The organism is Streptomyces sp. NBC_01092 (assembly GCF_045039535.1).
Classification (GTDB): domain Bacteria; phylum Actinomycetota; class Actinomycetes; order Streptomycetales; family Streptomycetaceae; genus Streptomyces.
Genome location: NZ_CP108659.1, coordinates 6,802,625 through 6,820,546 on the forward strand (window position 1 = coordinate 6,802,625; position 17,922 = coordinate 6,820,546).

Consider the following 17,922-nt stretch of genomic DNA (forward strand, 5'->3'; position numbering starts at 1 on the left):
ATCCCCGGCGCAGGTATGGAATCGGGTATTTCTCCCCATGTGGCCGTCCTCCCGTACCCGTCACTCTGGACCCATGCTGTACGGCTCGTATCCCCAACCGCCCCTGGGAGCAGGCCACCTGAGCGTCGAGTACGACCCCCGTCCCTCCGCGGTCGGCGAGGCCCGCGCCGAGGTGCGCCGGCAGCTGGAGGTATGGGGGCTCGCGGATCTCGACGACCTGGTGGACATGACCGAGCGCCTGGTGAGCGACCTCGCCACGAACGCCGTGCGGCGGGCGGCGAGACGGTTCCGGCTCACGCTGTCCGCCGCACACGGCATTCTGCGGTGCGAGGTGCGGGACGGGGCCGGTAAGACGGTGTGGTTCGAGCTCGGCACCTGCCGGTGCGCGCCGGGCCTGGTCGTCGGCGGATCGTTCTGCGGGTAGCCGGTCCGCTCCCGCCCCCTTGTCGGCTCGGCCTCTTTACGGTTTCTTGATCTGCATGGCGGACACCACAGGTAACCCCACGTCCACTGAGGCATCCACCGGCAGTAACCCCCCACCCGACAGGTCCCGTTGGCGCTACATCGGCCCTGGCATCGTCGTCGCCGCGACCGGCGTAGGAGCCGGCGATCTGGTCGCCACCCTCATCGCGGGCAGCAACTTCGGCTACACCCTCCTCTGGGCCGCGATCATCGGCTGCCTGGTCAAGATCTCCCTCGCGGAGGCGGCCGGACGCTGGCATCTGTCCACCGGCCGCACCCTCTTCGACGGCTGGGCGAGCCTCGGCCGCTGGACCACCTGGTTCTTCGTCGTCTACGTCGTGATCTGGGGCTTCGTCTACGGTGCGGCCGCGATGTCGTCCAGCGCGCTGCCGCTGCAGGCGCTGTTCCCGGAGGTGATGGACCTGGAGTGGTGGGCCATCGCGTGCGGTCTGGTCGGCCTGGTCTTCGTCTGGTTCAACAAGTACGCCGTCTTCGAGAAGGTCATGACGGTCCTGGTGGGCGTCATGTTCGTGGTGACGGTGTATCTGGCGATCCGGGTCACGCCGAACCTCGGCGACGCCTTCGCCGGACTGCTGCCCGTCCTGCCCGACGAGAAGGACTCGATCCTCAACACCCTCGGCCTGATCGGCGGCGTCGGCGGCACCATCACGCTTGCCGCGTACGGCTACTGGGTCAACGCCAAGGGCTGGACCAACACCGGCTGGATGAAGGTCATGCGGCTCGACAACCGTGTCGCGTACGCCACGACCGGCATCTTCGTCGTCGCCATGCTGTTCGTCGGCGCGGAGATGTTGCACTCGGCGAACGTCGCCATCGCGAGCGGCGACAAGGGCCTGCTGCAGCTCAGCGACATCCTGGAGGCGGAGTACGGCACCGCAACGGCCAAGTTCTTCCTGATCGGCTTCTTCGCCACCTCCTTCACCTCCCTCATCGGCGTCTGGCACGGCGTGAGCCTGATGTTCGCCGACTTCGTCGCCCGCTACCGGGGGCAGGGCGAGCGGAAGGGCGAGGAGGTCGCGTCCGGCGCCCGCGAACGCTCCTGGCCGTTCCGCGCGTACCTGCTGTGGCTGACCTTCCCGCCCATCGTCCTGCTCTTCCAGGACGAACCCTTCCGCCTGATCATCATCTACGGCGTCCTGGGAGCGGCCTTCCTGCCGTTCCTCGCCGGCACCCTGATCTGGCTCCTCAACTCCTCGCGAACGCCGAGTCAGTGGCGCAACGGCCCGGTGAGCAACGCGATGCTCGCGATCGCCGGGCTGCTGTTCCTGGTGCTGTGCCTGAAGCAGGTCTGGGACCAGCCGTGGGCGGAGTTCTTCTAGTGTGATGCGCCAGAAATCCTGAGGTTAAGTCGCTAGCCTGATTTCATGTCGCCGGGTCCTCCAGCTGTTGAAGTCACTCTGTCCGCTCAGGAGCGGGCGGAGTTGTCCCGTTGGGTAAGTGGGGTGGTGGCGCCGCGTTTTGTGGAGCGGGCGCGCATTGTGCTGGCGTGCGCGGACGGTGCGCCGAATGCTCGTGTGGCGGCAGAGGTCGGCGTGACGGTGGCGACGGTGAGGAAGTGGCGCGGGAAGTTCGCCGCTGAGCGGCTGGCCGGGCTTGAGGATGCCGCTCGTATCGGTCGGCCGAAGGCTGACCTGGTCCTGAGTAGGGCTGAGCGGGATCAGCTCACCCGGTGGGCGAGGCGGGCGAAGACCGCCCAGTATCTGGCGTTGCGCGCAAAGATCGTGCTGCGCTGCGCGGAGGGCGGGACCAACAGGCAGGCCGCGATCGACCTCGGTGTTGACGAGTCGACGGTGGAACGCTGGCGGGCCAGGTTCGTCGCGAAACGCCTCGACGGCTTGTCCGACGAACCCCGGGTGGGAAGGCCGCCCTCGATCCTGCTCGAACAGGTCGAGGACGTCATCGTGGCGACATTGGAGTCCAGTCCGGGCAAGGACACGCACTGGTCGCGGGCCTCGATGGCCGAGCGGACCGGCCTGTCGAAATCGACGATCGGGCGGATCTGGAAGCGGTTTGACCTCAAGCCACACCTTCAGGATTCCTTCAAGCTCTCCACCGATCCGCAGTTCGTCGCCAAGGTCGTCGATGTCGTCGGCCTGTATCACCACCCGCCTGAGAAGGCGGTGGTGTTGTGCGTGGACGAGAAGTCCCAGATTCAGGCTCTGGACCGGTCACAGCTGGTGCTGCCCATAATGCCCGGCATGCCCGAGCGGCGTACCCACGACTACTACCGGCACGGCATCACCAGCCTGTTCGCGGCCTTCAACATCGCCGACGGCACGGTCATATCGGCACTGCACCGCCGCCACCGGGCCATCGAGTTCAAGAAGTTCCTGGTCACGATCGACAAAGCGGTGCCGGCCGAACTCGACGTCCATCTGGTCTGTGACAACTACGCCACCCACAACACCGCCGAGATCAAGACGTGGCTGGGCAAGCACCCCCGCTTCCACGTCCACTTCACCCCGACCGGCTCCTCCTGGATGAACCAAGTCGAGCGGTGGTTCGGCCTGTTGACCGACAAGCTCATCCGACGGGGCGTCCACACATCGGTCAAGGCCCTGGAGGACGACATCACCGCGTGGATCGACACCTGGAACGAGAACCCACGGCCCTTCACCTGGACCAAGACCGCCGACGAAATCCTCCACTCCCTCGCCGACTACCTCACCAAGGTCGGAACCGGCAGCCAGAAAACAGAGCATAACTAACCCTCAGGATTTCTGGCGCATCACACTAGAGCCCCTCAGCGGAACCGGTCCCACTTCGGGCTGAGCGCGATCTCCCGTAGCTGCTCCATCGTCAGATTCGGGGTCGGGCGGGCCGGAACGCCACGGCTGCCGGGGTTGTACGCACTGATCACCACACGGAGACCGTCCGTCCGCATGGTGTCGACGGTCCACATCACGCTCTCCTCGACGCCCTTGTCGCCCGGCCCCCGGCGGGTGGCGACCTTGGTGCCGTCGGGCAGGGTCTCGGCGTCGGCGCCGTACAACTCGTCGGCGACCTCGGACGCGGTGTGCTGCTGGACGTCGAGCAGGACCGTGGTCTCGATCGGGATGATGTTCTTGGCTTTGGCGTCGAAGACATCGACGTACGGGTAGTCGGAGCGCGTTTCGAAGACTTGGCGGTCCTTGGGGAGGAGCGCAGCGAGGGTGTCGTTGACCGCCTCCACGGTGGGCCCCTCGCCCTCGCTCGGCGTGGGTGTCTGCGCCCAGCCCCTGCGCTCGTCGACGACGGCGTCTACGATCCGCCGCCACACCCCGGCCGTGACCAGCTCTTTCAACTGCGTTCCGGACAGGGGAGGTTCGGCCCGACTGATGGGAGCACCCGACGGGGCGGAGGAGTTCCATTCCGAGACGCTGACGTACTGCCCGCTGGAGGTGAGCAGCTGGGCCGACCACACCTTGGTGTCCAGGCGTCGGTCATCTTGGAATGCGTACGTTTTGAGCAGCGTTACGCGCGAGTGGTCGGGCAGCGAAGTGGTGACGCAGTTGTCGTCCTCCGACTGGGCCGTGGTCGGACAGCCGATGGTCATCTCGCCCTGCATGTCGTTCGGCACATAGCGGTAGAAGCTGAGGCCGATGGCCGCCGGTCCCTTGCCGTCGTCGTAGACGATCTCCGCGTCATACGGACTGCTTTCTGCGCCCAGTCTGCTTGGCTCGGTGATCTTGCCCTCGGGCAGCATTTGCCTGAGTGTGGAGACCAGGTCGGCCCTGGAGTTGGGGGCGGGGGCGTGCGATTCGTCGCCGGGGAAGAATGTCACCGCAGCACCGAGAAGTTCACATTGAGCACAGCTCGCACAGCGAGCATTGGACCAAGGACCCGACGGATGACCCAGCAGCCACCACCACCCCCCATGCCGGGCTTCGGCCCACCCCCACCGCAGTACGCGCCCGCGCCGCCCGCCTACGCCCCGGTCCCGCCCCAACCCGCTCCGGTACCGGCCGGCCCGGAGTTCCTGGCCGTCGACAAGCGCAACGCGATCGTCGTCGACGCGTCCGGTGTCGTCTTCGAGATGTCCGGGCACACGCTGGAGTTCCGCTGGCCCGAGATCCACGGCGTCCACTACAAGGCGAGCCCGGACGGCAAGGCCCTGATGGTCGCCGTGGTCTACCCGGACGGCCGGTTCTACGAGTGCGCGGTGGAGGCCAAGCCCCGGGCCCGGCTGCAGGAGTGGTTCCCGCAGCTGGCCTGGGTGCTTGGCCACTACCGTCCGGCGGGGTGACCTACGGCAGCGCGTGCACGTGCGGCCCCACCGCGTTCGACCACGCGTTGCCCGCCGTCGCGTCCCAGTTCGTCGACCAGGTCATCGCGCCCCGCAGGTCGGGATAGGTCCGCGAGGGCTTGAAGGAACCGCACCCCGTGCCCTTGGCCAGGCAGTCCAGGGCGTTGTTCACGACGGACGGGTCGACGTACCCGCTGCCCGCGCCCCGGGTCGAGGCCGGCAGACCGAGGCCGACCTGGGACGGGGCGAGGCCGCCCTCCAGCTGGATGCAGGCCAGGGCGGTGAGGAAGTCCACCGAGCCCTGGCTGTAGACCTTGCCGTCGCAGCCCAGCATGGAACCGCTGTTGTAGTACTGCATGTTGACGACCGTGAGGATGTCCTTGATGTTCAGGGCCGTCTGGAAGTAGGAGTTCGACGTCGACTGCATGTCGATGGTCTGCGGCGCCATCGTGATGACCAGCGACGAGCCCGCCTTCCCCGACAGGGAGCGCAGCGCCTGCGTCATGTAGGTGGCGTTGAGGCCGTTCTCCAGGTCGATGTCGACGCCGTCGAAGCCGTACTCCTGCATGACGGAGTACACCGAGTTCGCGAAGTTCGTCGCGGACGTGGAGTCATTCACGGACACCGTGCCGCGCTCACCGCCCACCGAGACGATGACCTTCTTCCCGGCGGCCTGCTTCGCCCTGATGTCCGCCTTGAACTGGTCGACGGTGTACCCGCCAAGACCGGCCGAGTCCAGGTTGAAGGTCACCGCGCCCGGCGTCGTGGTCGCGTCCGCGAAGGCGACGGCGATGATGTCGTACTGGGACTGGACGTCGGCGAGCTTCTGCACGGTGGCGCCGTTGTTGAAGTTCTGCCAGTAGCCGGTCACCGCGTGCTTGGGCAGGGCCGGACCCACCGGGCCCGCCGTGGTCGTCCCCGTCACCGTCGCCGACTTCGGCGACTCACCGGCCGCGTTGGTCGCCGTGACCTGGAAGGAGTACGACGTGGAGGCCGCGAGCCCGGTCACGGTCGCGGAGGTGCCGGTCACCGCGGTCACCTTGGTGCCGTTCCGGTAGACGTTGTAGCCGGTCGCGCCCGAGACGGTGTTCCAGGCCAGGGAGACCGACGACGAGGACGTCCCGGACACCGCGAGCCCGCTCGGCGCCCCGGGGATCGTGGGGGTCGGGTCGGTGCCCCCGCCGCCGTCGGGGCCGAACACCGAGACGTCGTCGGCGAAGTACGCCGCCTGCCCGTACCAGCCGTGCGTGTAGACCGTCACGGAGGTCGTCGAGGCGCCGGTGGTGAACGTGGTCGACAGCTGCTTCCAGGCGGAGGAGTCCGGCGTCCAGGTCGAGACGTCGGTCGTGCCCGTGCCCGTCGCGCCGAGGTAGGCGTAGCCACCCTGCACCCAGGCGCTCAGCGTGTACGTCGAGTTGGGCTTCACCGCCACGGACTGGGTGCACCGGGCGTTGTCCTGCCCGGCCGGGGTCGCCTTCAGGGCCGTCGCGCCGCCGTGCACCGGGGAGGTGACGGTCGCGCCGCTGTTCGCGGAGCAGGTCCAGTTGGTCAGGCCGGACTCGAAGCCGGCGTTCTTGGCGTTGTTGACGTCCGCCGCGGACGCGTGGCCCGCGCTGAGGAGGGTGAGGGAGAGGGCGGAGGTGACGGCTGCCGCCCAGAGGCGTGCCGGTCGGCCGCGACGCCCCTGTCGTCTGTGTATGAACATGTCAACCAAGTTGGTCCAGACCAATCCGAGTGTCAAGGGATTCCGGTCATGGAGAATTGGTGTGCGCAACCTGCCCCGTTTTGGTGTGAGTTGTGCGAGCAGAGTTCCTTCCCCGCTACACAAACGCTGTTCTCCGGTCATCGAGCCGTGGATACAGTGCTGAGATAGTCACGCAATGAAGTCATCTCGGTGCACCGGAGTAACACCCGTGCACCGGACCGGGCGGGAACGGGGAGCGACGCGTGCCAACTGCCATTGCCGTGACCAGCGCCGACATGGCGCTGCCGGCGCAGGATGAGCGAACCGTGCCCGCCGTCGTGCTCCAGGACCTCGACCGGGAGCCGCTGGAGCAGTCGCTCGCGGGCATGCAGACCCTGATCGAGCAGCACGGCCATGTCATCGTCGTCTGCTCGCAGGCCGCCCCCCGGGCCGTGCGGCAACGGCTGCACACCGTACGGTCCCTGCTGGAGAGCGACCGGATCGCCGTGTTCTGCCCCGAACTGCCCCCGCTCGGACTCGCCGTCCTCGCCCGCCAGCTGCGCCAGCTCGCCTCCTGCGACCTCAGCCCCGGCGTCCTCGCCTCGGCCGGCCGGCTGCTCACCCACTACCTCCACGCCGGCGCGCTCCTCGGCTCCGTCACCCGGCTCGACCGCGTCCCCGTCGACCTCAAGTCGCACGCCAAGTCCTGGATGCCCGGCAGCCAGTTCGGCGTCATCGCCCACCCCGCCCCGCAGCTCGTGCGCATGGCACCCGGAGTCACCCTGCCCGGCCCGGAGTTCGGCACCTCGATGCTGGTCGCGCAGGGGCAGCTGCAGTCCGACTGGGTCACCGCGACCCTGGCCAAGTCCTGGAACGCGCAGGGCCTGCGCGAGGTGGTCCTGCCCGCCGAGTCGGCCACCTGGTGGGGGACGGCCAAGCTGATCGAGTTCTGCGCCTATCTGCCCGACCTGTCGGTGCTTTACCAGCTCGTCACCTCCGTAAGACAGAACTCCTGTCACTGGTGCGGCATCGACGTCATCGGCGACCGCTGCGTCTTCTGCTCCGCCACCCCGCCCACCCACGAGCAACCGGCCCGCGCAGGCTGACCGAAGCCGAGCCCGATCCGACCGCCCCCGACCGATTCCCCCAATGAGGTTGCACGGTTCATGAACTCCCGTCAGCGCCGCGGCGTGATACTCCTGCTCCTGTCGGTCCTGTGCGCCCTCGGCGCCTTCGCCGGCGTCCTGTCCGTCATCAACGACGTGAAGTCCAAGGTCGGGCCCGAAGTCACCGCATACCGGCTCAAGCGGAACGTGGAGCCCTACACCCCGCTCAGCGCGGCCCAGTTCGAGAAGATCGAGATGCCCGAGCGGTGGCTGTCCGAGAACGCGGTCACCAGCCTCCGTGAGGTCCGGGGCAAGATCGCCGTCACCAAACTGCTCAAGGGCTCCCTGCTCCAGAGCGACATGATCGTCGACCAGCCCGCCCTCCAGTCGGGCGAGCAGGAGATCGCCATCATGATCGACGCGGCGACCGGCGTGGCCGGCAAGATCACCCCGGGCTCCAAGGTCAACGTCTACGCCACCTTCGAGGGCTCTCGCGACTCCGACCCCGACCAGTCCCGGCTCATCGTGGAGAACGCCCGGGTCATCGACGTGGGCAAGCTGACCTCGCTGCAGCCCGACGACAACGACAACGGCCGCCGGCCCACCGAGGCCGTCCCGATCACCTTCGCGCTCCTGCCGATCGACGCCCAGCGCCTCACGTACGCCGAGTCGTTCGCCGACGAGGTCCGGCTCGCCCTGGTGGCACCCGGCGAGGACTCCGACATCCCCGCGACGAACCGCTCGTACGAACTCGCCAAGGACAAGTGAGAGGCCCCTATGCCCACGAGGATCCTCCCGGCCGTCGGCGACGCGGACGCGGTCCGGTCCCTCACGACGCTGCTCAGCCAGCTCCCCGACGCCGAGCCGGTCGCCCCGGTGACCGACTCCACCCAGCTCGTCGACACTCTCGCCCGCCTGTCCGCCGAGTCCATCGACGAACTCCCCGAGGTCGTCGTCGTCCACGAACGCATCGGCCCGGTCCCGGCCCTGGAACTCATTCGCGAGGTCGCCCTGCGCTTCCCCGCCGTCGGCGTCATCCTCGTCACCTCCGACGCGAGCCCCGGCCTCTTCCAGGCCGCCATGGACTACGGCGCGCGGGGCCTGGTGGCCCTGCCCCTGAGCTACGAGGAGCTGGCCAGCCGGGTCAACGCGGTCGCCCAGTGGTCCATGGGCGTACGACGCCATCTGGGCGCCGGAAGCGACGTGTTCAGCGGCGTCGGCGGCACGGTCGTCACGGTGAGCGGCGCCAAGGGAGGCGTGGGGGCGACCCTCACGGCCATCCAGCTGGCCCTGGCCGCCCAGGCGTCGGGCCGCAGCGCCGCGCTCCTCGACATGGACCTCCAGACCGGCGACATCGCGTCCTACCTCGACATCCAGTTCCGCCGCTCGGTCGTCGACCTGGCCGCCATCAACGACATCACGCCCCGCGTGCTGGCCGACGCGGTGTTCCGGCACGACACGGGCGTGGCGCTGCTGCTCGCCCCCGGCGACGGCGAACGCGGCGAGGAGGTCACCGACCGCGCCGCCCGCCACATCGTCAGCGCCCTGCGCTCCCGCTACGAGGTCGTCGTCATCGACAGCGGCTCCCAGCTGTCGGGCGCGAGCGCGGCCGCCGTGGAGATGGCCGACACCGCACTCCTCGTCACTACTCCGGACGTGGTCTCGGTGCGCGGCGCCAAGCGCACGGTGCGGATGTGGGACCGGCTCCAGATCCGCAAGGCCGAGGAGACCATGATCGTCGTCAACCGCCACACGCGCGGTGCGGAGATCCAGCCCGCCCTGATCCAGCGCATCACCGGCACGAGCATCGCCGCCACCGCGATCCCCGCCAACTTCAAGGAACTCCAGGGCGCGGTCGACGCCGGCCGGGTGCACGAACTGGACGGCAAGAGCACGGTGAAGCAGGCGCTTTGGGCGCTCGCGGGGGAGCTGGGGCTGGTCAAGGGCACGGAGGGGGCCGTAGCCGTACAGCGCCGCAATGGCAGGGCGCGGGGCGGTGGCGAGCGGGCGGCGCTGACCTTCCGGCGGCGGAAGGAAATAGGGCGGTGAGGCGGCGGGCACGGGGGGACAAGGGACAGGTGGCGATCGAGTTCCTCGGGATGATGCCGCTGATCATCATCACCCTGGTGCTGCTGTGGCAGTGCGTGCTGGTGGGGTACACGTTCACCCTCGCGGGGAATGCTGCGGACGAGGCGGTGCGGGCGGGGACGGCGTCGGAGGGGCAGTCGGCCTGCCAGGAGGCGGGGCTGGAGCACCTTCCCGACTCATGGCAGGGGGATGCCGGAGTGGAGTGCGGTGCGGGCGGCGGTTTCGTCACGGCGGACGTGACGCTCCGGGTGCCCGTGCTCTTCCCGGGCGCGATCGGCTTCCCGTTCACGGTCGAGGGCCACGCGGGGGCCGTACAGGAGGAGAAGGACTGAGATGTCGTACCGACTCCTTCCTCGCCGCCGGGACGGCCGCGGCCGTGACCGTGACCGTGACCGCGGCCAGGTCGCCATCGAGTACCTCGGGTTCATCCCGATCCTGATCCTCGTCGCCATGGCCGGCATCCAGGTCGGGCTCATCGCCTACACCGCCCAGCAGGCCGGTACGGCGGCCAGGGCGGGGGCGCGGGCCGCCTCGCTGGACGAGAGCGCGCAGGACGGCTGTGCGAACGCGATCAGCGACTGGCTGACCGTCACCTGCATCCCCGCGGAAGGCGGCGACCAGGTCACCGTCACCGCCACCGTCGACATCCCGTCCATCGTCCCCGGCTGGAACTTCGACCCCGCCCAGAAGACCGCGACCATGCCGCTAGACCACTGAACGAGGATCCACATGAGCCTGAGGTCCCGCATCAACACCCCGGAGGAGAACAGCAGCCGGGGCGAGGACGGACATCTGGTCTCCTCCTACCGGGCCAAGCTCCTGGAGGAGATCGACCTCGCCGAGATGAGCTCGCTGGCCGCGGCCGAACGCCGGGCCCGCCTGGAGCGGGTGCTCGGCCACATCATCAGCCGTGAGGGCCCGGTGCTGTCGACGGTCGAGCGCTCGCAGCTGATCCGCCGGGTGGTCGACGAGGCGCTGGGCCTAGGGATCCTGGAGCCCCTGCTCGAAGACGCGTCGATCACCGAGATCATGGTGAACGGCCCCGACGCGATCTTCGTCGAACGAGGGGGCCGCGTCGAGCAGTTGCCGCTCCGCTTCCCCTCCCACGACCAGCTGATGCAGACCATCGAGCGGATTGTCTCGACGGTGAACCGGCGCGTGGATGAATCCAATCCGATGGTGGACGCGCGGCTGCCGTCCGGCGAGCGCGTGAACGTCATCATCCCGCCGCTGTCCCTGACCGGCGCGACCCTGACGATCCGCCGCTTCCCGCGCTCCTTCACCCTGCACGAGATGACCGGCCTCGGATCGCTGGACGAGCCCATGGTGTATCTGCTGGCCGGGCTGGTGCAGGCCAAGTTCAACATCATCGTCTCGGGCGCGACGGGCACGGGCAAGACGACCCTGCTGAACGCTCTGTCGGGGCTGATCCCCGAGACCGAGCGCATCATCACCATCGAGGACTCGGCCGAACTCCAGCTCCAGCAGTCGCATGTGATCCGTCTGGAGTCCAGGCCCCCCAACGTCGAGGGCAAGGGCCAGGTCACCATCCGCGACCTGGTCCGCAACTCCCTGCGCATGCGCCCCGACCGGATCGTCGTCGGTGAGGTCCGCGGCGGCGAGTCCCTCGACATGCTCCAGGCCATGTCGACCGGCCATGACGGCTCGCTGGCCACCGTGCACGCCAACAGCGCCGAGGACGCTCTGATGCGCCTGAAGACGCTGGCGTCCATGTCCGACGTCACGGTCCCCTTCGAGGCACTGCACGACCAGATCAACAGCGCGGTGGACGTGCTCATCCAGCTGACCCGGTTCCCGGACGGCGCCCGCAGGATCACCGAGATCGCGATCCTGGACAGTCACGGGGCGGAGCCGTACCGCCTGGTGACGGTGGCCCGCTTCAACGCCCGGCCCATGACGCCGGACGGCCGTGTCCACGGCGCCTTCGCCTACTTCCCGCTCCCGCGCCGCACCGCCGACCGCCTCTACATGGCGAGCCAGCCGATACCGCAGGCCTTCGGCGTCGCCCAGACCCCGCTCGAGCTCGCCACCCGAGAAGCCAGGTAGGAACCCGTCGCCATGGAACCCCACACCCTCGCCGTGGACCTCCAGACCCGCATCACGCTCACCACCGGCGTCGCGCTGCTGACCTGCGCGCTCGCCGTGGTGGGCGTCCACGCCTACGCCGCCGGACGGGCCCAGCGCCAGGCCCTGGTCGACCGGCTGTCCGCCACCGGCCAGCTCACCGGGGCCGGCGGTCGCCGACGCCGCTTCGCCGACCTGGACCGCCGCCTGCGCCGCACCAAGCTGGGCAAGCAACTGGAACTGCGCCTCGCGGCGACGGGCCTGGACGTCACGCCGGGCGAGTTCTTCGTCTACATGCTGGCGACGGTGGCGGGCCTGTGGCTGATCGGCCAGGCGACCCTGGCACCCTTCTTCGGCCCGATCGCGGGCCTGCTGGGCGTGTGGGCGGCGGTGCAGTTCCTCAACTGGCAGCGCCAGAAGCGGATCGAGAGGTTCATCAACCAACTCCCCGAAATGGCCCGCATCCTGGCGAACGCGGCTCACGCGGGCCTGGCCATGCGTACGGCCATCGGCCTGGCGGCGGAGGAACTGGAAGCGCCGGCGGGCGAGGAACTGGCCAAGGTGTCCAACCAGCTGGCGCTCGGCGCCTCGATGGACGACGCCCTGGGCGAGCTGGCGGAACGCCTCCCGTCCCGCGAACTGGTCGTCCTGGTCACCACCTTGGTGCTGTCCAACCGGGCCGGCGGCCAGGTGGTGAGCGCGCTGCGCAACCTCACGGAGACGCTGGAGGAGCGCAAGGAGACCCGGCGGGAGGTCCGTACGCAGCTCTCGCAGGTGAGCATGACGTCGTACGCCGTCCCGGTGCTGGGTGTGGGTTCGCTGTTCCTGATGAACGGGGTGAAGGACGGAGCCTTGGACCGGATGACGGGGTCGCCGCTGGGACAGGCGGCGGTGCTGATCGCCTTCGGCCTGTACGCAGTGGGGTTTGTGTTGATCCGCCGCATGTCGCGGATCGACGTCTGAGGGGCGGGGGACGATGACGGGAATCGGAATCCTGCTGGCCACGGTGATGGCCCTCGGCGTGTGGGGAGTCTTCGCCGCGATCCGCATGTACCGCGCGGAGACCAAACTGCCCAGCGACCTGGCACTCGCCCTGGAGATCGGCGCCACCCGCACCGGTGCCGTGGACTCGTTGATCGACCGCATGGGCATGCGCTATGCCCCCGCCGTACTGCGCGTGATGGGCCCGAAGCTGGTCGCCAAGTACCGCCGCAGGATCGACCTCGCGGGCAACCCCGGCGGCCTGACCATCGACCGCTACGCCGCCCGGCGCGCGGTGTACGGCTTCCTGGGCGCGGTCGGCTTCCTGGTGTTCCTGCTGCGGGGACAGTTCCTGGTGGCGTTGCTGCTGCTGGCCTTCGGCGCCTTCTGGACGGAGGTCGGCATCTGGTCGGCGATCCGGATCAGGAAGGACGAGATCGAGCGCACCCTGCCGGACTTCCTGGACGTCCTGGCCGTGGTGGTGAGCGCGGGCCTGGGCTTCCGCCAGGCACTGGACCGGGTCGCCTCGAAATACGAGGGCCCCTGGGCGGACGAACTGCGCATCACCCTGCGCCAGATGGACCTCGGCATGAGCCGCCGCCAGGCCTTCGCGGAGCTACGGCGCCGGAACGACTCCGAGCAGGTGGCGATGTTCGTGACGGCGTTGCAGCAGGGGGAGGAGCTGGGCGCGCCGATCGTCGACACGCTGGTGGCTCTGGCGAAGGACATGCGCAGGACTGATGCGCAGAACGCCCGCCGCAAGGCGGCGAGGGCGGTGCCCAGGGCCACGCTGATGATCACGACGTTCATGGTTCCGGCGACGATGATCCTGCTGGGGGCGGGGCTGCTGCTGGGGTCGGGGACGGACTTCGGATCGCTGACGGGGGAGTAGGGGGGAGGGGCCGTGGCGGGGATGCCGTTGAGGGTGAGGTCGGGGGCGCGGGGGGCGCGGGGGGCGAGGTTCGGCCTCGGGCGGCTCGGGCGGCTCGGGCAGCTTCACAGCAGCCGACCGGCTGCGGGCAGCTCGGGCGAGCGGTACCGGTCCGCGCGGATACCGCTCCAGGTCAACGCCCTCCAGGCGATGTGCCGCCAGGTCTTCGGCTTCCGGCTCGCCATGATCGCCCTCGCGGCACCCGGGGCCCTGCTGGGCGCGGCGCCGGGACTGGGCACGCGGCTGGTGGGCGCGGCGGTGGTCGTCACGTTCATGGTCTCGTACGCCCTGTTCCGCGACTGGGAACGCTTCGGCCCTCTCCTCCTGCGCCACCCCACCCTCTTGGCGGCGGACACCCTCTTCACGTCCCTGCTTCTCGTCTCGGCGGGCCCGGACACGACGCTGGCCTACGTGAGCGTTTGCACTCCCCTGCTCGCCGGCATCGTGTACGGCTACCGGGGCGCGGCGGTGTTCGCGAGCGCGCAGTCCCTGATCCTGTTCCTGGCCTACGCGATCAACACGGACGCCCGCTCGACGGGCCTGACGGACAAGCTGCTGTTGCCGGGCCTGTGCGTCATAACAGGTGCGCTGGGTTCGTCCCTCCGTAACCTCATGCTCCGTTTCGGTACGGCCACCGAGGCCCTGACGACGGTTCGGGCGCGCCTCGCGGTCACGGAGGCGGTAAGCGCGGAACGGGCCCGGCTGGCCCGCGAGATGCACGACTCGGTGGCGAAGACGCTGCATGGCGTGGCGCTGGCGGCGGACGGGCTGGCGGTCTCGGCGGCTTCACCCTCGATGGACCCGGCCCGGGTCAAGGAGCAGGCGGAACTGGTGGCCCGCTCGGCCCGCAGAGCGGCGGCGGAGTCCCGGGAACTCCTGGCGGACCTGCGTCGGGAGTCGGACCCGGAACGGATGACGGACGTCACCCCTGAACTCGCAGAGCAAGCAAGGGACTTCAGCGCCAGAACTGGCGTACCGACGACATACGACTCCACGGGCGACGCCCCGGCACCCCCCGTCCCGCCCGCCGTGGCCCGCCAGCTCCTCACCATCACGGCCGAGGCCATGGAGAACGCTCACCGCCACGCGAACGCCACCCGCGTCGACGTACGGGCCGGCGTGCGGGGCGAGGTGCTGTGCCTCACGGTCCGGGACGACGGCCGGGGCCTGCCGCCCGGCACCACGCTCGACCACCTGCGCCGAACCGGCCACTTCGGCCTGCTCGGCATGGCCGAACGAGCCGCGTCGATAGGCGCCCGCATCGACTTCGGCAAGGGCACCCACGCCCGTGGCACGGAGGTCCGCCTTGAACTGCCGCTGGCGGCCCTGACGACGACGAAGGCGACGACCTCATGACCAAGTCGCAAGCACCCGGCCCCGCCACGCCGCTGCGCCTGGTGGTGGCCGACGACAACCCGGTGGTCCGGGCCGGCCTGACGGCCCTGCTCTCCAGCCACGCGGACATACGGGTGGTGGCCGAGGCGACGAACGGCCACGAGGCCCACGAGGCGGCCCGCCGCCACCGCCCGGACGTGATCCTCCTGGACGTGCGGATGCCGGGCATGGACGGCATCGCGGCACTTCCGCACCTTGTGCGCATCGCTCCGGTGATGATGCTGACGTACAGCGGGGAGTCGGAGACGGTGCGGGAGGCGCTGCGGCGAGGGGCATCCGGCTACCTGATCCACGGTGAGTTCAATACGGACGAACTGGTGGAGGCCGTACGGGAGATCAGGCGGGGAGGCTCGCGTCTCACGCCCACGGCGGCGGCTGCGGCAATGGCGCCGCTCGCGCAAGCAAACGATGAACTCCCAACTGTTACAGGGAATTCGGTGGAATCGCTTTCGCAAGTGCAACCAAACATGGGACAGTCTTCGTCGTATAGGTCACGGTTCCGGCTGAGCAGGAGGGAGGCGGAGATCATGGACTTCATCGCGGCGGGCATGAACAACCAGCAGATCGCCGCCACCTGCTTCATCAGCGAGAAGACGGTCAAGAACCACATCAACCGGATCTTCGCCAAACTCCACAGCACCAGCCGCGCGGAGGCAGCCGCCAAGTGGCTGGGCACGGCTCCGGGTTCCCACCCAGGACGGAGCTGACCGGCGATGACTGAGCAATGGTTTTCGGCCGTGGCCCGGAATTGGGTCCAGGGACCCTCTGGTGTTTCGGGCAATCCGGCTTACGTTTCTCCCGAGAGCGCTGAACGATCGCCGGACATCGGAGGGGAACACCATGAACAACTGGATCAACATCACCGTCGAGTTCCTGCGTTCCCGCGTCGCCCGGGACGACAAGGGGCAGACGGCGGTGGAGTATCTGGGGATCATCGCGGTGGTCGTGGCGATCGTGCTGGCCATCACGGGGACGGACATCGGCAGCACGATCTACGACGCGATCACCGAGCAGATCGCGGAGGTCACCGGCGGCTGAGGCCGACCCGAAGGTTCGGCGACGCAGGGCAGGCCTTCCCCATCTACATCACGGTGGTGGGGGGCCTGCTCATGCTTGCGTTCGTTTACCTGGCGGTCGGCCAAGCAGCGGCGAACCGGAACGGCGCCCAGACGGCAGCGGACGCGGCAGCGCTCGCGGCGGCCCTGGACACGCGGGACAAGCTCACGAACGAGTGGGTGGAGAACGTACTCGACCCGACGCAGTGGCAGGACATCTTCGACGGCGAGGGCGTGGGATTCGACGGATGCGGTCGCGCGAGCCAACTGGCGGCACAGAACGACGCCACCGTCGACTGCACGCAGACGTTCGGACTGCCCCCCGGCTACCACGTCGAGGTCCGGACCACCGAGCCCGTCGGCGACTCCATTGTGCCCGGCACCGAGGACATGCACTCGACGGCGACAGCCATGGCCGTGATCGAGCCGCTCTGCGAATTCGAGCTACCCGGTGAGGATGCCGGGGACGACGTACTGCCGCAGCTCACTTGCAAGGACAGGGACTGGACCCTGGACCCGGAGGACCTCGACGATCTCCCTGGACCCGAGGACCTCTTCGACGTCCATCTGGCCGACGGGCAAGCGAATGACGAGTGATGAAGGAAGCGGAGTGATGAGCATTCGGTTCACGGCGAAGGGCCGCAGGGGGATGGTCGCGTTGGCGCTCGCGGCCGGTCTGACCGTCGGTGTATCCGGCTGCGGTGCAGGGAGCGACGACGACAAGAAGCCGGAAACATCGGCATCGGCGACCGAGAGCGACCGGTCCGGACCGAGCCCTCAGGAGGGGCAGTCGGATACGCCCCTTGCCGAACTGAAGGGGTCCGACGGTCTGCTCCTCCAGATCACGTCCGCCGAGCGGGACTCCGGCGGCTTCCTCACGGTGAACGGCAGTCTGCAGAACGAGGGCGACAAGAGCGTCACCGTCCCCTCGCAGGTGCGGGGCGACGAGACGGAGATCGTCCGGCACGGCAGGTCACTGGGGGGTGCCACGCTCGTCGACTCCAAGAGCAAGAAGCGGTACTACGTGCTGCGCGACACCGACGGTCGCCCCCTGACGACCACGGGCTTCTCGATTCTCAAGTCCGGTGAGAGCCTCGCCGTGTTCATGCAGTTCCCGGCACCGCCGGCGGACACGACCGAGGTGGAGTTCCAACTGCCGACGTTCGCCTCCGCGCCCATCGAGATCGCTGGGTGAGGCCCAAATGACCCGCTCCCCCCGCCTCTCCCTAACCCTCACCGCAGCCACCCTCATGGTCGCCGCCAACATCCTCGGCGCCACCACGGCCGACGCGGCCGACGACCCCAGCGTCCCGCCCGGCACCGAGGCGACGGCCACCGCACCCGTCGAGGTGGACGCCAACGACCCCGACCTGAAGCTCCCCGAGGGCGGCACCCTCGCCGAGCCCAAGGTCCTGGACATCAAGCAGGTCGTGGAGGACCAGAGCGGCGAGGAACGCCGCGAAGACACCAACGCGGACGTGAAGTTCGCCCTCCAGGCCGAGGTCCTGTTCCCCAAGGACAGCGCGAAGCTGACCGGCGAGGCGAAGGCCCGTATCGCCTCGATCGCGGAGGAGATCAACAAGCAGAACGCCACCCGGATCCGCGTCTTCGGCTTCACCGACAACCTGGGCTCCTCGGCCCACGGCGACGTCCTGTCCAGGCAGCGCGCGAACGCCGTACAGGGCGTCCTGGAGTCGGAGCTGAACGACTCCACGGTCACGTACGAGGTGCGGGGCTACGGCGAGGAGTACCCGATCTCCTCGAACGCGTCGGAGGAGGGCCGTAAGAAGAACCGACGGGTGGAGGTGTCGTTCCCGCGCTCGTAGAGCTGACGCGCTCTTCTCCCAGTAAGCGACACGCGTTGACAGGCCCCTTCATGGAGCTTTAAT

At 68.9% G+C, this 17,922-nt stretch carries 20 protein-coding genes; 18 read left to right on the plus strand and 2 right to left on the minus strand.

Annotated features, from left to right (window positions below):
- The first annotated feature begins 73 nt into the window (after window positions 1–73).
- Genes OG254_RS31095 through OG254_RS31105 form a run of 3 tightly spaced genes read left to right on the plus strand, consistent with a single transcriptional unit; the run spans window position 74 to window position 3,191 of the window.
- Window positions 74–424, plus strand: coding sequence for a hypothetical protein (locus tag OG254_RS31095; protein WP_147993421.1), 351 nt, complete (start codon window positions 74–76; stop codon window positions 422–424).
- A 55-nt stretch (window positions 425–479) separates the two neighbouring features.
- A complete protein-coding gene (locus tag OG254_RS31100; RefSeq protein ID WP_405588195.1) occupies window positions 480–1,802 on the plus strand; it encodes an Nramp family divalent metal transporter in 1,323 nt (440 codons plus the stop codon).
- A gap of 45 nt (window positions 1,803–1,847) precedes the next feature.
- Window positions 1,848–3,191: an IS630 family transposase gene (locus tag OG254_RS31105; RefSeq protein ID WP_405580318.1), complete on the plus strand. Its 1,344-nt coding sequence runs from the start codon at window positions 1,848–1,850 to the stop codon at window positions 3,189–3,191.
- A 35-nt stretch (window positions 3,192–3,226) separates the two neighbouring features.
- Here OG254_RS31105 and OG254_RS31110 read toward each other — a convergent pair whose 3' ends face one another.
- Window positions 3,227–4,246 (minus strand): hypothetical protein, encoded by a 1,020-nt coding sequence (locus OG254_RS31110; RefSeq protein ID WP_405588198.1) that lies wholly within the window; start codon window positions 4,244–4,246, stop codon window positions 3,227–3,229.
- A gap of 66 nt (window positions 4,247–4,312) precedes the next feature.
- Here OG254_RS31110 and OG254_RS31115 point away from each other — a divergent pair, with 66 nt between their 5' ends.
- The gene (locus OG254_RS31115) at window positions 4,313–4,708 is read left to right on the plus strand and encodes a hypothetical protein (protein ID WP_405588200.1); all 396 of its coding nucleotides are present in this window, start codon (window positions 4,313–4,315) and stop codon (window positions 4,706–4,708) included.
- Between the two features lies 1 nt (window position 4,709).
- Here the strand turns inward: OG254_RS31115 and OG254_RS31120 are convergent, their stop codons facing one another.
- Entirely contained in the window at window positions 4,710–6,413 is a 1,704-nt protein-coding gene (locus OG254_RS31120) for a chitinase (RefSeq protein WP_405588203.1), read from the minus strand.
- 275 nt (window positions 6,414–6,688) lie between these two features.
- On the opposite strand from OG254_RS31120, the gene OG254_RS31125 reads away from it, so the two are divergent.
- The 14 genes from OG254_RS31125 to OG254_RS31190 all read left to right on the plus strand — a co-directional run bounded on the left by OG254_RS31125 (window position 6,689) and on the right by OG254_RS31190 (window position 17,859).
- A complete protein-coding gene (locus tag OG254_RS31125; RefSeq protein WP_351189573.1) occupies window positions 6,689–7,498 on the plus strand; it encodes a hypothetical protein in 810 nt (269 codons plus the stop codon).
- A 60-nt stretch (window positions 7,499–7,558) separates the two neighbouring features.
- Window positions 7,559–8,266 carry a Flp pilus assembly protein CpaB gene (gene cpaB, locus OG254_RS31130; RefSeq protein ID WP_405588205.1) on the plus strand — a complete coding sequence of 236 codons (708 nt, stop codon included), beginning with the start codon at window positions 7,559–7,561 and terminating at the stop codon, window positions 8,264–8,266.
- Between the two features lie 9 nt (window positions 8,267–8,275).
- On the plus strand, window positions 8,276–9,547 hold the full coding sequence (locus OG254_RS31135) for a CpaE family protein (protein WP_405588207.1): 1,272 nt from the start codon (window positions 8,276–8,278) through the stop codon (window positions 9,545–9,547).
- Between the two features lie 50 nt (window positions 9,548–9,597).
- The gene (locus tag OG254_RS31140; protein ID WP_405595290.1) at window positions 9,598–9,918 is read left to right on the plus strand and encodes a pilus assembly protein; all 321 of its coding nucleotides are present in this window, start codon (window positions 9,598–9,600) and stop codon (window positions 9,916–9,918) included.
- A gap of 1 nt (window position 9,919) precedes the next feature.
- Window positions 9,920–10,303: a TadE/TadG family type IV pilus assembly protein gene (locus tag OG254_RS31145; RefSeq protein ID WP_405588210.1), complete on the plus strand. Its 384-nt coding sequence runs from the start codon at window positions 9,920–9,922 to the stop codon at window positions 10,301–10,303.
- Between the two features lie 12 nt (window positions 10,304–10,315).
- The gene (locus OG254_RS31150; RefSeq protein WP_405588213.1) at window positions 10,316–11,653 is read left to right on the plus strand and encodes a CpaF family protein; all 1,338 of its coding nucleotides are present in this window, start codon (window positions 10,316–10,318) and stop codon (window positions 11,651–11,653) included.
- A gap of 33 nt (window positions 11,654–11,686) precedes the next feature.
- Complete coding sequence (locus tag OG254_RS31155; protein WP_405595293.1) at window positions 11,687–12,634, plus strand: type II secretion system F family protein; 948 nt, start codon at window positions 11,687–11,689, stop codon at window positions 12,632–12,634.
- Between the two features lie 13 nt (window positions 12,635–12,647).
- Window positions 12,648–13,544 (plus strand): DUF5936 domain-containing protein, encoded by an 897-nt coding sequence (locus OG254_RS31160; RefSeq protein ID WP_351189060.1) that lies wholly within the window; start codon window positions 12,648–12,650, stop codon window positions 13,542–13,544.
- 21 nt (window positions 13,545–13,565) lie between these two features.
- Window positions 13,566–14,939 carry a sensor histidine kinase gene (locus tag OG254_RS31165; protein WP_405595295.1) on the plus strand — a complete coding sequence of 458 codons (1,374 nt, stop codon included), beginning with the start codon at window positions 13,566–13,568 and terminating at the stop codon, window positions 14,937–14,939.
- Entirely contained in the window at window positions 14,936–15,685 is a 750-nt protein-coding gene (locus OG254_RS31170; RefSeq protein ID WP_405588215.1) for a response regulator, read from the plus strand. The genes OG254_RS31165 and OG254_RS31170 overlap by 4 nt, the downstream gene beginning before the upstream one ends.
- A 133-nt stretch (window positions 15,686–15,818) precedes the next feature.
- The gene (locus tag OG254_RS31175) at window positions 15,819–16,016 is read left to right on the plus strand and encodes a Flp family type IVb pilin (RefSeq protein WP_405588218.1); all 198 of its coding nucleotides are present in this window, start codon (window positions 15,819–15,821) and stop codon (window positions 16,014–16,016) included.
- Window positions 16,013–16,630, plus strand: a complete 618-nt coding sequence (locus tag OG254_RS31180) for a pilus assembly protein TadG-related protein (RefSeq protein WP_405595297.1) — start codon at window positions 16,013–16,015, stop codon at window positions 16,628–16,630. Before OG254_RS31175 ends, OG254_RS31180 begins: the two co-directional genes overlap by 4 nt.
- A gap of 16 nt (window positions 16,631–16,646) precedes the next feature.
- Complete coding sequence (locus tag OG254_RS31185; protein WP_405588220.1) at window positions 16,647–17,228, plus strand: hypothetical protein; 582 nt, start codon at window positions 16,647–16,649, stop codon at window positions 17,226–17,228.
- Between the two features lie 7 nt (window positions 17,229–17,235).
- Window positions 17,236–17,859, plus strand: a complete 624-nt coding sequence (locus tag OG254_RS31190; protein WP_405588222.1) for an OmpA family protein — start codon at window positions 17,236–17,238, stop codon at window positions 17,857–17,859.
- Window positions 17,860–17,922 lie beyond the last annotated feature (63 nt).

What these genes read in the sequence shown, in the direction of transcription:
- OG254_RS31095 (WP_147993421.1), top strand. Translation starts at nt 74, where the DNA reads ATGCTGTACGGCTCGTATCCCCAACCGCCCCTGGGAGCAGGCCACCTG.
- OG254_RS31100 (WP_405588195.1), top strand. Translation starts at nt 480, where the DNA reads ATGGCGGACACCACAGGTAACCCCACGTCCACTGAGGCATCCACCGGC.
- OG254_RS31105 (WP_405580318.1), top strand. Translation starts at nt 1,848, where the DNA reads ATGTCGCCGGGTCCTCCAGCTGTTGAAGTCACTCTGTCCGCTCAGGAG.
- OG254_RS31115 (WP_405588200.1), top strand. Translation starts at nt 4,313, where the DNA reads ATGACCCAGCAGCCACCACCACCCCCCATGCCGGGCTTCGGCCCACCC.
- OG254_RS31120 (WP_405588203.1), bottom strand. Translation starts at nt 6,413, where the DNA reads ATGTTCATACACAGACGACAGGGGCGTCGCGGCCGACCGGCACGCCTC.
- OG254_RS31125 (WP_351189573.1), top strand. Translation starts at nt 6,689, where the DNA reads ATGGCGCTGCCGGCGCAGGATGAGCGAACCGTGCCCGCCGTCGTGCTC.
- cpaB (WP_405588205.1), top strand. Translation starts at nt 7,559, where the DNA reads ATGAACTCCCGTCAGCGCCGCGGCGTGATACTCCTGCTCCTGTCGGTC.
- OG254_RS31135 (WP_405588207.1), top strand. Translation starts at nt 8,276, where the DNA reads ATGCCCACGAGGATCCTCCCGGCCGTCGGCGACGCGGACGCGGTCCGG.
- OG254_RS31140 (WP_405595290.1), top strand. Translation starts at nt 9,598, where the DNA reads ATGATGCCGCTGATCATCATCACCCTGGTGCTGCTGTGGCAGTGCGTG.
- OG254_RS31145 (WP_405588210.1), top strand. Translation starts at nt 9,920, where the DNA reads ATGTCGTACCGACTCCTTCCTCGCCGCCGGGACGGCCGCGGCCGTGAC.
- OG254_RS31150 (WP_405588213.1), top strand. Translation starts at nt 10,316, where the DNA reads ATGAGCCTGAGGTCCCGCATCAACACCCCGGAGGAGAACAGCAGCCGG.
- OG254_RS31160 (WP_351189060.1), top strand. Translation starts at nt 12,648, where the DNA reads ATGACGGGAATCGGAATCCTGCTGGCCACGGTGATGGCCCTCGGCGTG.
- OG254_RS31165 (WP_405595295.1), top strand. Translation starts at nt 13,566, where the DNA reads ATGCCGTTGAGGGTGAGGTCGGGGGCGCGGGGGGCGCGGGGGGCGAGG.
- OG254_RS31170 (WP_405588215.1), top strand. Translation starts at nt 14,936, where the DNA reads ATGACCAAGTCGCAAGCACCCGGCCCCGCCACGCCGCTGCGCCTGGTG.
- OG254_RS31175 (WP_405588218.1), top strand. Translation starts at nt 15,819, where the DNA reads ATGAACAACTGGATCAACATCACCGTCGAGTTCCTGCGTTCCCGCGTC.
- OG254_RS31185 (WP_405588220.1), top strand. Translation starts at nt 16,647, where the DNA reads ATGAGCATTCGGTTCACGGCGAAGGGCCGCAGGGGGATGGTCGCGTTG.
- OG254_RS31190 (WP_405588222.1), top strand. Translation starts at nt 17,236, where the DNA reads ATGACCCGCTCCCCCCGCCTCTCCCTAACCCTCACCGCAGCCACCCTC.